Origin of the sequence: Flavobacterium sp. KACC 22763 (assembly GCF_028736155.1) — a bacterium.
Taxonomy (GTDB): Bacteria; Bacteroidota; Bacteroidia; order Flavobacteriales; family Flavobacteriaceae; genus Flavobacterium.
The window spans coordinates 4,162,823-4,174,656 of sequence record NZ_CP117879.1; the positions used below are offsets into that span (position 1 = coordinate 4,162,823).

Annotated in this window: 11 protein-coding genes; 5 read left to right on the top strand and 6 right to left on the bottom strand. The window is 34.7% G+C overall.

All coding sequences use genetic code 11. The features are described from left to right. Positions 1-143: 143 nt before the first annotated feature. From PQ463_RS17470 to PQ463_RS17490, 5 genes are all read left to right on the top strand, one after another. On the top strand, positions 144-1,325 hold the full coding sequence (locus PQ463_RS17470; protein WP_274254770.1) for an ankyrin repeat domain-containing protein: 1,182 nt from the start codon (positions 144-146) through the stop codon (positions 1,323-1,325). A gap of 28 nt (positions 1,326-1,353) precedes the next feature. Further along, a complete protein-coding gene (locus PQ463_RS17475; RefSeq protein ID WP_274254771.1) occupies positions 1,354-2,706 on the top strand; it encodes an ankyrin repeat domain-containing protein in 1,353 nt (450 codons plus the stop codon). A 17-nt stretch (positions 2,707-2,723) separates the two neighbouring features. Continuing rightward, complete coding sequence (locus PQ463_RS17480) at positions 2,724-3,263, top strand: hypothetical protein (protein WP_274254772.1); 540 nt, start codon at positions 2,724-2,726, stop codon at positions 3,261-3,263. A gap of 43 nt (positions 3,264-3,306) precedes the next feature. Then, the gene (locus PQ463_RS17485) at positions 3,307-4,371 is read left to right on the top strand and encodes an ankyrin repeat domain-containing protein (RefSeq protein WP_274254773.1); all 1,065 of its coding nucleotides are present in this window, start codon (positions 3,307-3,309) and stop codon (positions 4,369-4,371) included. A gap of 61 nt (positions 4,372-4,432) precedes the next feature. Next, entirely contained in the window at positions 4,433-5,185 is a 753-nt protein-coding gene (locus PQ463_RS17490) for a hypothetical protein (protein ID WP_274254774.1), read from the top strand. Positions 5,186-5,241: 56 nt separating this feature from the next. Here PQ463_RS17490 and PQ463_RS17495 read toward each other — a convergent pair whose 3' ends face one another. The 6 genes from PQ463_RS17495 to PQ463_RS17520 form a co-directional block, all read right to left on the bottom strand. Beyond that, positions 5,242-5,472 carry a ferredoxin gene (locus PQ463_RS17495; protein ID WP_111377683.1) on the bottom strand — a complete coding sequence of 77 codons (231 nt, stop codon included), beginning with the start codon at positions 5,470-5,472 and terminating at the stop codon, positions 5,242-5,244. Beyond that, a complete protein-coding gene (locus PQ463_RS17500; protein WP_274254775.1) occupies positions 5,472-6,713 on the bottom strand; it encodes a peptidase U32 family protein in 1,242 nt (413 codons plus the stop codon). Before PQ463_RS17500 ends, PQ463_RS17495 begins: the two co-directional genes overlap by 1 nt. 309 nt (positions 6,714-7,022) lie before the next feature. Beyond that, positions 7,023-7,454 (bottom strand): IS200/IS605 family transposase, encoded by a 432-nt coding sequence (tnpA, locus tag PQ463_RS17505; protein ID WP_274254776.1) that lies wholly within the window; start codon positions 7,452-7,454, stop codon positions 7,023-7,025. A gap of 22 nt (positions 7,455-7,476) precedes the next feature. Then, entirely contained in the window at positions 7,477-8,835 is a 1,359-nt protein-coding gene (gene trhO / locus PQ463_RS17510) for an oxygen-dependent tRNA uridine(34) hydroxylase TrhO (protein ID WP_274254777.1), read from the bottom strand. A gap of 179 nt (positions 8,836-9,014) precedes the next feature. Next, positions 9,015-10,682 (bottom strand): SulP family inorganic anion transporter, encoded by a 1,668-nt coding sequence (locus PQ463_RS17515; RefSeq protein ID WP_274254778.1) that lies wholly within the window; start codon positions 10,680-10,682, stop codon positions 9,015-9,017. A 63-nt stretch (positions 10,683-10,745) separates the two neighbouring features. Beyond that, on the bottom strand, positions 10,746-11,708 hold the full coding sequence (locus PQ463_RS17520; RefSeq protein WP_274254779.1) for a polyphosphate kinase 2 family protein: 963 nt from the start codon (positions 11,706-11,708) through the stop codon (positions 10,746-10,748). Positions 11,709-11,834 lie beyond the last annotated feature (126 nt).

Sequence of the window (11,834 nt, forward strand, 5' to 3'; positions counted from 1 at the left end):
TAAATCGCAAAAGATCTTTTTAATTTTTAATCCTAAAATATATTTACGATTTTTATGTTTTATCTTACAGCAGAGTTTGCGAAGTCAACAACTACAAGCCAAATTACAATTAAAACTTATCATCATTTTTAAATATATTTCAAATGCAAACACAAAACCAGATTGAAAATTTCCTTTTTCAGGGAAAATTTGACGAGGCCAGAGAATGTCTAAATAACGGAGAAAAATTTAATGAACAATATCTAAAAAACAATTTTTCTCAGATTACTGCCAAAATTATTGATGCTAAAGAAATTGATTTCATTGAAAAATTAATAAAAGCAGGTTTTATTGAAACCGACATTTACGAATTAGACAGTTTTGACCAATCCATTTTTAAGCCACTAACTTTATATTTAAAAGATGACGAAGAATCAATTACTTTTTTCAAAGAATTGATGTCGAAAATGGATAACCTTAACGACGAAATCAGTGATAAAACTCTTCTTGGTTATTTTCTTGAAAAAGGCATTTCACCAAAAATAGTTAAAGTTTTGGTTGATGATTTTGGAGCTAACACACAGTATAAGAACAATGCAGGAGAAAATTTCATTTATGCCGTCTTGAATACATATGGCCTAGATCCTGCAAAAGTGAAAGAATATATCACGATTCTTCTGAACAATGGTGTTGACATTAACGAGAAAAATATTGTTGGCACTACGCCTTTGATGTGTGCCGTTAAAAGAACTCGAAAAGAGCTTTTACCATTTTTACTCGAAAACGGTGCCGATTCTAGCGAAACTGACAATCAGAACAATACTGCTTTTTATTACGCTGTGGCAGAGCAACACTCGTATGATATGTACGATGCTCTAGCAACTTTTTCTTCCCCTGATTTTAATATTGTGAATAAAGACGGACGAACTCTGTTTACTAATTTCATCAGTTCTGTTTCTGGCTCCCCAAATGATATTTCATTCTTAGAAAGATTATTGTCTGATGGCGCTGACGTGAATTTCTATGCGCAATATTACGGACAGCCGAAATCAGGAATTGATTTTATTGTTGAAAAGAAATCAGACATCTTGAAATCGGTTTTAGAGAATGTTTCTTTAGATGTGAACGAACAAGACAATCAAGGAAATACTATTTTGCATAAAGTCTGCGCTTATAATGTGAACTACGACGCAGAAATGGCAAAAGAAACCTATAGAAAAGTAAAATTACTTTTGGATCAAGGCGCCGACATTTCGATTACAAACGACAAAGACGAAACGGCTTTGATGCTTGCCTCTGGAGACAACCTGAAAATTAAAACGGTTGAACTTTTAATGAAACAATAAAACAATCATTTACTAAAATACCACATACATGTCAATGTCATTTATAGTTGCCTGCGAAAACGGGAATCGAAAAATAGCCGAATTGCTGCTTCAAAATAAAGAAGTAGATGTAAAATATACCGATGAAAAAGGAAGAACTGCAATTCATTACGCCGCGCATCGCGGTTATCTCGATATTGTAAAAATTCTACACGAAGAAGGTGCCGATATTAACTACGAAGATCATCAGGGAGAAACGCCTTTGTACTTTGCCTGCCTTCAAAAACAAAAACAAACTGCATTATATCTTTTAGAAAATGGAGCAGAAATTACCAAAAACGACAAATACGGAAATAGCCTGTTGCATTTAGTAGTTCAGACGGCTCAAATTGAAATTGCAACAAAGTTGCTTCAAGCTGGAGTCGATGTTAATTTACTGAATAACAATGGAGAAACTCCGCTATTATTGGCTTCTGCAAAACTAAATAGAGAAATCATACAACTGCTTTTAGATAATGGCGCCGATATTAATGTAACCGATAAACAGGGAAATACACCGCTTATTTATGCTTGTTATACCAAATCGATTCCGATGGTGACTTTGCTTTTAGATAACGGTGCCGATATAAACCATACGAATCATTCGGGTGAAAATGCACTTTTAATTGCTTGCTATGAAACCAATAGAATGTTAGCTAAATTATTGATTGAAAGAGGCTCAGATGTATTTACTTCAAGCAATAATGGATATTCTCCGATTTGGTACGCTTGCGCGAATAATCAGAAGGAGATTGTGGCCTTATTTTTAGAAAACGGAGTTGATGTGAATTATAGCAAACCAATGGCTGAGGACACTTCTTCAATGAATGATTATTTGGATTGGATTGTAAGCGCCACAAATATTTCGAACGAATCGAGCTTTACCTTAAACAGTTCATACAACTATGGCGGAGAAAGCCTATTACATGTGGCAACCAAAAAGGGAAATTTAAGCATGGTTAAACTGCTGATTGAAGCTGGGGCGAACATCAACATTCAAGACGAATCTGGAAACACGCCTTTGCACTACAGCGCCGCAAATGGAAAAAAGGATGTTGTAAAGTATCTATTGGACAACAAAGCCGATGCTTCAATCGTAAACGTAAAAGAACAAAAAGCGATAGATTATTCGAATGTAAAAGGTTTTAATGAAATTACGGAACTTATTCTGAAATATGCTCCATCAGGAACTGTTGTAAATCCAATAAATACTCCACAACAACCCGAAGCACCAAAAGCCGAAGTTTCAAATTCGATGGAAGCAAAGAAAAAAGCATTATTAGATTTAAAGGAACTTCTAGATGCTGGAATCTTAACTTCGGAGGAATTTGATGCTGAGAAAAGTAAAATTTTAAAAGGATAAATATAAATAAACACAAAATGAAAAAAATCTTAAATGCCACAACTTTTTTTTTAGTAATAATTGCCGGAAGCATCGTTACATCTTGCACCAACCTTTCACCAGAAAAAACCTTCGAAATTGCTGCTTTAAATTCGAATTTATTATCTCGTTTTGGAAGTAAAGAAATTAATGAAAAACTGCAATCTGAAGCACAAGTTTATGATGAAAGCCAAAAAAAGATGGTTCCTTCTTCTTACTACGATGCATTTAAATATGACATTACGAATCTGGAAACACGTTTTCAAACTATTAAAGATATACCAGAAGATGATGACAATAAAGAACTTCTTCAAGCATCAAAAGATTTATTTGCTTATGCGATTGCCAAACAAAAAGAAGGTTATTTACCAATTGCAAAGCTAAAAGATGAAAAAGCTTCGCCTGAACAAATACAAAAAGCAATTACCGATTTTGACGCATCAACACAAAGCGAAATTGATGCAAAGTTTACCAAATTAATGAATGTTGCACAAGCATATGTAGACAAACATGATATCAATGCTAAAATAGGTATTTGAAATCAAATATCTTGATCAATGATTTTAAAAAGCAATAAGAATAATGGCAAAGAAAAAGAAAACACTTCCCAAAAATTTTAACGAATTAATTGAAAAAAAAGACATTGAAGCGTTAAAAACAGTATTTGAAACTTGTGAATTGGATGCAAGAGGCGGCTACGGAAAAACAACAGCATTAAGCTTTTGGGGTATTCCTGATGAGCTTATACATTGGCTAGTGCAAAATGGTGCAGATTTAGAAGCTGTTGATACTTATAACCGTACTGCATTACATCAAAACGCGATTATGCGCACTGGTAAGGTTTCAACTTTATTAGAACTCGGTGCAAATATACATGCAAGGGACAATTATGGAGATACTCCTTTACATTTTGCTGCTGGAAGCGGTTTTAATACAGATGCAGTTAAAAAACTTATTGAATATGGAGCAGAGATCAGTGCGTTGAATAACTACAAACAAACTCCATTAGAAAGGGCTTTGATTAGAGCAAACAACATTGATCTTCCAAATTTGGCCGAAATATCTAAAATACTTTTAAAATCTAACGGCGAAATAACTCAAACCATGAAAGATGCTGTCATTCGAAAAGGAGAGGATTTTGAATTTCATAGAGAAAATTTCAACAAAGATTATTTAGAAGAGACAGACAATGCATTAAACGAACTTTATGAAATGTTTCATGTTCCGCCTGTAAAAAGACGCATTCTACATAACGGTGTGTCTCCCATTTCTGTAACTGGCACAACTTGGGAGAAACAATTCGAAGAACTATGGGAACTCTTAATACCGTCAAAGGGCAGTTCAAAAACCATACAAGGCGAAGTCGTGCGCATTGCAGGAAAAGTGCGAGATGAAATATATAGAAATGGCGGTGGAAATTGGAATATCGATTTTAAAAAAATGTTAGATGCCTTTTTTATCCATTTGTCTTCAAATAATTCACTGTCTACTAAAGAACTTGCAAAAGCAGATTTAGTTATAAAAGATGTTCGAAAAAATGGAGATGGAGAAATCGACGAACTTAATTTTCTATGTGAACTCGCAACTAAATGGGTTCTTGCAAATACGACGCCCATTTTGCTAAGCGAACCAAATTATAAAAGATAAAATCATCAAACGCTTTGAATGACACAAAATGTTTGTCTTGATGAAATTTAAAAAACCTATTATGATTAGAAACCTACTTTTTACAATCAATATCTTAATCCTTATTGGATTTTCAAGTTGTAACAAAACCAAAGAAAAAACCGAATCTGGTCAGGTTTCAGAAATTCCGACTGTTCCAGAAGTTTTTGAAGGAGACACAACTTCAATCGAAATAAAGAAAAAGCCTGAAGATTTTATTCCAAAAGGATACGTCCCATTTGATACAATTAAAGGCGATTTTAATAAAGACGGACTGGAAGACTGCATATTAATTATTAAAGGGACAGATAAGAGTAAAATAATTCAGCATGAATATCGTGGAGAATTAGATAGAAATCGAAGAGGAATTATAGCATTATTAAATAAAAATGGTGGTTATGAATTAGCTGCTAAAAATTACAGCTGTTTTTCTTCCGAAAATGAAGAAGGTGGTGTTTATTATGCCCCAGAACTTGACCTTGAAATAAAAAACGGAAAATTGTACATAAACTATGCTCATGGAAGATACGGTTATTGGAGTTACACCTTCAGATATCAAAACAATGATTTAGAAATGATTGGCTACGATTCTAGCGAAAACCATGGCCCGATAGTTCTTTATAAAACCAGTATAAACTTTTTAACCAAAATGAAAATAGAAAGTGAAAACATAAACAGAAATGTGGAAGACAGCGAAGAAGTCTTTGAGAAAACCGAGACGAAAATAAAAAGATCAAAATTGATTAAATTATCTGAAATCAAAGATTTTGATGAGCTGCATCTTTACGATGAATAATAAAACCCCCTATTTTGTATTACTACAAATAGGGGTTATATTTTAAAACAAGTTTCTCAGGTCTCTTTAACCGTAATAATCTTCACCGGACAAGCCTTTGCTGCCAGTTCACAGCTTTCAACAATCGCATGATTGGGGGATTTTAAAGTAAAAAAGCCTTTTGCATTCTGCGAATGAATGAGAACCGATTTCCCATCTTTTTTTGACATTTGAAAATGAACAGGATCCATTTCGACGCAATAGTTGCAGCCAATGCATTTGTCTCTTTGTAAAGTTATAATAACCATTACGCCTCAACAATTTTATATAGTTTGTCCGACATTCTGATTCTAAACGGCAGTTTGAAACTGCAATCATCCCCTTTTGTAGCTTTTTCTCCTGCAACGTCATTCACAAACATTTCATCGATAATCATTTCCTGAGCGCCCGTGCTTGGTCCCGTTACTAAAATTTTATCACCGATTTTAATATCATAAGCTTCAATCTTAAACTGTCCAACCTCAGCTTTTGGGAAATAATGCGTTCCTTTACCAACATAAACCTTTTTCTGCGTTGCTGCAGATCCAGGAATCTCGCTCCACTCTCCTAATTCCTGTCCGAGGTAATAACCAGACCAGAATCCGCGATTGTAAACCGTTTCTAAAGCTTTCATCCAGACTGCTGTTTTTTCTTTAGAGAAAGTTCCTTCGTAATAGGCATCAATTGCTTCACGATAGGTTTTTGTTACTGTTGCCACATATTCTGGCGCACGGCCTCGACCTTCTATTTTCAACACCTTGATTCCAGAATCGATAACCTGATCTAAGAAATCCAATGTACATAAATCTTTAGGCGACATCATATATTCGTTATCCAATTCGATTTCAAAACCTGTTTCCTGATCGATAACCGTATATTTTTTTCGGCAGTTTTGTTTGCATGCGCCACGATTTGCAGATGAATTATGCGAATGCAGACTCAAATAACATTTTCCCGAAACAGCCATACACAAAGCGCCGTGACCAAAGATTTCGATTTCAACTAAATTTCCGTTTGGTCCTGTTATCTGTTCTTTCTCAATTTGGTCTGTAATGTTCTTTACTTGACGCAAACTCAATTCTCGGCTTAAAACCATTGTATCAGCAAATAAGCTGTAGAATTTAATGGTTTCAATATTCGTTACATTCAATTGTGTTGAAATATGAACTTCTATTCCGATTGATCTTGCCATCGCAATTACGGCTTGATCAGAAGCAATTACAGATGTAATATTGGCTTCTTTAGCTTTCGTCAATAATGTTTTTACGACTGATAAATCGTGATCGTAAATAATCGTATTTAGAGTAAGATAGCTTCGAACGTTTTTGGCTTCGCATCGATTGGCAATTTCTTTTAAATCGTCAATCGTAAAGTTCACTGTTGAACGTGCACGCATATTAAGCTGTTCAACTCCAAAATATACTGAATCACAGCCATTGTCTAAAGCAGCCTGAAGTGACTCAAAATCTCCTGCAGGAGCCATGAGTTCAATTGTATTGTTAATTGTCATTTTTGATTTTATTATTTCAATGAAATGATTTTTAATCAGTCATCTAACAATTTGCAAAAATACTGTGGGTGTAGATTAGATTTCTATGATTTATATCATAGTTTATGTTTTAAAAATTATTCGCAGTAGCCCAATAATAAATCATTTGCTATGTCCATAATTGTAACGCAATCTTTATCAAATATAGCCCACGGTTTCAACCGTGGAAACACAATGGACATCCTTAACGTTACGCAACAATACGTTTCCCACGGTTGAAACCGTGGGCTATGTTCTATATTGTGATATTTTTTATGTTTTGAGATCGATCTAATTTTCAAACCCATGCAGTTTTACAAATTCATCAAATTCCTGCTGTCCATCCTTTTTGAGATGATGCTGCTTTTGTTTTTTAATGTAATTAAAAACAAGATCAAGCTGAGACTCGCTTACAGCAAAAGCCGCATAGCCCTTTTGCCATGCGAATTTTTCAAGAATTAGATTTTCTCCATTTATACAATGAGATGAAACTCCTTTCGCTTGACGAATTACATCCGAAATAGATTTTTGGGGATTCAATAAAAATAAAACATGTACATGATCAGGCATTCCGTTTATGATTCTAACAGGACAACCCAATTCAATTAACTCATTGTGAATATAATCGTGTACCTTTTTTTCAATTGAAAAGTCAATTAATTCCTTACGGTTTTTGGTTGACCAAATGGCGTGAATCCATAATTTGGCAAAAGAATGTGACATTGTAAAGTAGCGTTAAAAACCGCTAATTTACAATTTTATACAATTTATCTGACAAACGAATACGAAACGGAACCTCAAAAGTAACTTTATCACCAATCTTAGCAGTTTGAGTTTCTGCACCATTAACAATAATTCTATTCAAAACCAATTCCTGATCTCCAGTAGTTGGACCAGAAATTAAGATTTTATCACCGCTGTTTAACTCTTGATTTTCGATAGTAAATTGTCCAACTTGAGCTTTTACATAATAATGTTCTGCTTTTCCAAGAAGTACTTTCTTTACTTTTATTTTCTGACGAATATCAGCTGGTTTTTGTGCTGTAGCCAAAGCTGTCTCTGGCAATTCTCCTGAATGTTTGAATTTCAAATTTTCAGATTTTCCTTTTCTGAACACTTTGTTTCCAACTTGTTTTCCAGTTCTTAAACGAACTTGGTCAACTAATGGCATGTGGATAATCTCTAGACATTCTGTAGAACAGCAGTTTTCCATTGCTGCTTTACATTCATCACACTGAATAAATAATAAATGACAACCGTCATTCTCGCAGTTGGTGTGATTATCGCAAGGTTTTCCGCATTGGTGGCATTGTGAAATAATATCATCCGTGATTCTTTCGCCTAGACGATTATCAAATACGAAGTTTTTACCAATGAATTTGCTTTCTAAACCTTCTTCTTTCAATTGTTTAGCGTAATTAATAATTCCGCCTTCTAACTGATAAACGTTTTTGAAACCTTGGTGTTTGAAGTAAGCACTCGCTTTTTCGCAACGAATACCTCCAGTACAATACATTACTAGATTTTTATCGTCTTTGTGATCTTTAAGCTGTTCGTTGATGATTGGCAAACTCTCTCTGAAAGTTTCAACATCTGGAGTAATAGCATTTTTAAAATGTCCAACTTCACTTTCGTAATGATTTCTAAAATCAACCACAATTGTGTTTGGGTCATCAAGGATTTCGTTGAATTCTTTGGCTTTCAAGTGAACGCCAATATTAGTAACATCAAAAGTATCATCGTTTAAACCGTCGGCAACAATTTTGTGGCGTACTTTGATCGTCAATTTCAAAAATGAATGGTCATCGTGTTCTACAGCAACATTCAATCGAATGCCTTTCATGAAATCGTAAGCTTCTAGAGTTTCTCTAAAAGCTTCAAAATTTTCAGCAGGAACACTCATTTGAGCATTTATTCCCTCGCTGGCAACATAAATTCGACCTAATGCATCAAGGGCATTCCAGGCTACGAATAAATCATTACGAAATTTTTGTGGATCTTGAATTTTGGCATACGCATAGAAAGACAACGTAAGTCGTTGTTGTCCTGCATCATCGATCATGATAGCTCTTTCTTCTGCGCTTAAAGTGTTATACAGTTGCATGCTATAAACAGTTTTAAGTTAAGAAATATATGTTTTTTTAGATTTTCTTTAAAATCTGCGGCAAATTTAAAGTTTATTTTGAGATTAAAAATGATCTTAACTTAATTATCTGTTTTTTTAACATCTTAAAACATTAATGCAACATTGTAATTTTAGCTCTTTTGCACTGATATACAAGATTATTCGTGTTTTGAACGCTGCACCAAATCATCTACGGAAACAGAACGGCTAATATGTCCGAAGAGAATTTCAAGATTTTCTGCCCGCAGACTATCTCTAACATCAGAACGAGCTTCTGCAATTTTTAGAGTAATATTTTTGGCCTGCAAATCAATAAACAAATTCTTTAAGAAACGCGCGCCTGCAATATCAACTCGGGGTGACGAATTGAGGTCTAATATTACTGTTTTTAAAGAACCTTGCTCGCCGTAGATTTTTTCTAAAATTCGTTCTTTAATATATTCTGCATTAAAATAAAATATGGAAGATTCTACTCTAACAATCAATATATGATCTATTTCCTCGTTATCGGGATGTCTTTTCAGATCTGTATAAATTCTCGTTCCTGGAACCCTTCCTAAAAAAGCTACATGCGGTTTTGACGCAGCTTTTAATAATAACAATAAAGTTACAAGAGTTGCAAGCAAAACTCCAGCGAGAATTCCCCAGATCAATACTCCTGCAAGCGCAATCATTACAACAGCAAATTCTTGTTTGTTTATTTTATAAAGATGCCTCATTTCTTTCCAATCAAAAAGCCCTCTGATCGCTACTAGAACAATAGCAGCCAAAATTACGGTCGGCAGATTTTGAAGATATCCTGTCAAAAACAAGAGACAGCAAGCAATTGTACCCGAAGCAAGCAAAAGTGACAATGGTGTTTTGGCACCTGCTGCATCATTTACAGCTGATTGCGACAAACCACCCGCAACAGGATAGCCGTGTCCGAGTGAAACGGCAGCATTAGCGACTCCAAGTGCCAGAAGTTCCTGGCGCGGATCAATAACATATCCGTTTTTTTGTGCTAATGTTCTCCCAGCTGAAACGCTCTCAATATAAGACAATAGGAAACAAGCCATTGCAAGAGGCAAAACTCCCTCGACATCTCGAATTCTCAAAGAAGGTACATGAAATTCAGGAAGTCCTGTGGGAATAATTCCAACTGTATTAAATTCTGCATATTTTAAAGATGTAGTTGAAATAAGGATAATAGATAAAATGACAATCAATATTGCTACAGGAAACTGCGGAGCCACTTTTTCTCCTATTATTAATATTAGAATTGCAATTATTCCGAAAATAAAAATAGCCGTATTCATTTCTGGAATTTGATGAAAAAGAATGGTAATTCGTTCAAGGAAATTATCACCTCCTCCTTTAACTCCAAATAATTTTGGCAATTGAGTTAAACCAATAGTAATCGCAGCTCCCGCTTTGAACCCAACCAAAACGGTTTCGCTTATAAAGTTTATAATTCCACTTAATCTTAGCAGATAAGCTATAATTGCCATTCCTGCAAATACTAACGCCGTAAGCGAAGCAATTTCTGACCAGCGCTGTACGTCGCCATTTGCCATACCAGCTATAGTTGTGCCTACTAATAAAGAAATGGCGGAGGTTGGCCCAATTGCAAGTTGCTTGCTAGAACCCAACAAAGCATAAAATATTCCACCAATGAGGTATCCATAAATTCCGTATTGAGGTGGCAAACCTGCAAGCGTTGCGTAGGCGAGAGAAACAGGAATTCCGTAAGCCGCAAGAGTTACCCCTGCAATAAAGTCTCTTTTGAAATTCTGCTTTTCATAATTTTTAATCCAATCTAGTGAAGGCAAAAGTTTAGAAATCATAGTGAAGAAGATTAAGATAGTAGTAATTCACAATTACAAATCAATGTTTATAGCTGCAAAAGGTTACTCTTTCTCTTCCAACAATGCTTTTTTAACCTCATTGAGTTCTGCTATTTTTTCTGGACTCACTTTAGGATATTCCAAATCCATTTCGTCTAAAGCATGAATGATTGCAGAAGCAATCGCAATTCGAGCATAAGACTTATCATCGGCCGGAATGACATACCAAGGTGATTTTTTGGTAGAGGTGTTTTTAATTAATTCTTCATACGCGTGCATATAATCGTCCCAATAACCTCGTTCTTTGGCATCGGCAGCGCTAAATTTCCAATTTTTATCAGGATTGTCCACCCTTTCAATAAATCTTCTCTTTTGTTCATCTTTAGAAACATTTAGAAAAAACTTAATAACAACAGTCCCATTTCTGTTTAGATATTTTTCAAAGTTTCGAATGTCTTCAAAACGATTGTCCCAAATATTTTCCTTTATCAATTTTTCAGGGATTTTTTGACTCTTTAATATTTGTTCATGAACGCGAACCACCAACACTTCTTCATAATAAGAACGATTGAAAATCCCTATTCGCCCTCGCTCTGGCAAATGTTTTTGACAACGCCATAAATAATCATGGTCTAATTCTTCTGAACTTGGCCCTTTAAAAGAAGAAACTTGGCAACCCTGCGGATTTATCCCAGACATAACATGTTTGATTGCACCATCTTTTCCAGCAGCATCCATAGCTTGAAAAATAATAAGAACCGACCATTTATCTTGTGCGTACAAAATATCCTGCATGGCGGCGAGAGCCTTCACTCCCATCTTTAATGTTTTTTGAACCGAGACTTTTTCGGCTTCACCAGAATAAGTTGTTGGTTTGTCCTTTAATGTGAAGTTCTTATCGTCTCCAACACAATATTGCTCAGAAAATTTTTTTGCCCGATGTAATAATTCCTTTTTATTTAATTTTTTTAAATCATTATCATCCTCTCCATCCTTTTTATGCTTTTTCTTGTTATTTTTTGACATGATTACATAAGTTTTTTAAATTATTATTCCTTCTTCATTGAATAATTTATTCTTACAAAATTGCAGTTTATCGGCATTAAATGGCATTTCATCCGACTTTTCACTATTAATTGATATACAGACAGA

Excerpts from the sequence above, each read along its gene's own strand:
- PQ463_RS17480 (WP_274254772.1), top strand. The coding sequence starts at position 2,724 with ATGAAAAAAATCTTAAATGCCACAACTTTTTTTTTAGTAATAATTGCC.
- tnpA (WP_274254776.1), bottom strand. The coding sequence starts at position 7,454 with ATGTCACATTCTTTTGCCAAATTATGGATTCACGCCATTTGGTCAACC.
- PQ463_RS17500 (WP_274254775.1), bottom strand. The coding sequence starts at position 6,713 with ATGACAATTAACAATACAATTGAACTCATGGCTCCTGCAGGAGATTTT.
- PQ463_RS17495 (WP_111377683.1), bottom strand. The coding sequence starts at position 5,472 with ATGGTTATTATAACTTTACAAAGAGACAAATGCATTGGCTGCAACTAT.
- PQ463_RS17470 (WP_274254770.1), top strand. The coding sequence starts at position 144 with ATGCAAACACAAAACCAGATTGAAAATTTCCTTTTTCAGGGAAAATTT.
- PQ463_RS17475 (WP_274254771.1), top strand. The coding sequence starts at position 1,354 with ATGTCAATGTCATTTATAGTTGCCTGCGAAAACGGGAATCGAAAAATA.
- PQ463_RS17515 (WP_274254778.1), bottom strand. The coding sequence starts at position 10,682 with ATGATTTCTAAACTTTTGCCTTCACTAGATTGGATTAAAAATTATGAA.
- trhO (WP_274254777.1), bottom strand. The coding sequence starts at position 8,835 with ATGCAACTGTATAACACTTTAAGCGCAGAAGAAAGAGCTATCATGATC.
- PQ463_RS17490 (WP_274254774.1), top strand. The coding sequence starts at position 4,433 with ATGATTAGAAACCTACTTTTTACAATCAATATCTTAATCCTTATTGGA.
- PQ463_RS17485 (WP_274254773.1), top strand. The coding sequence starts at position 3,307 with ATGGCAAAGAAAAAGAAAACACTTCCCAAAAATTTTAACGAATTAATT.
- PQ463_RS17520 (WP_274254779.1), bottom strand. The coding sequence starts at position 11,708 with ATGTCAAAAAATAACAAGAAAAAGCATAAAAAGGATGGAGAGGATGAT.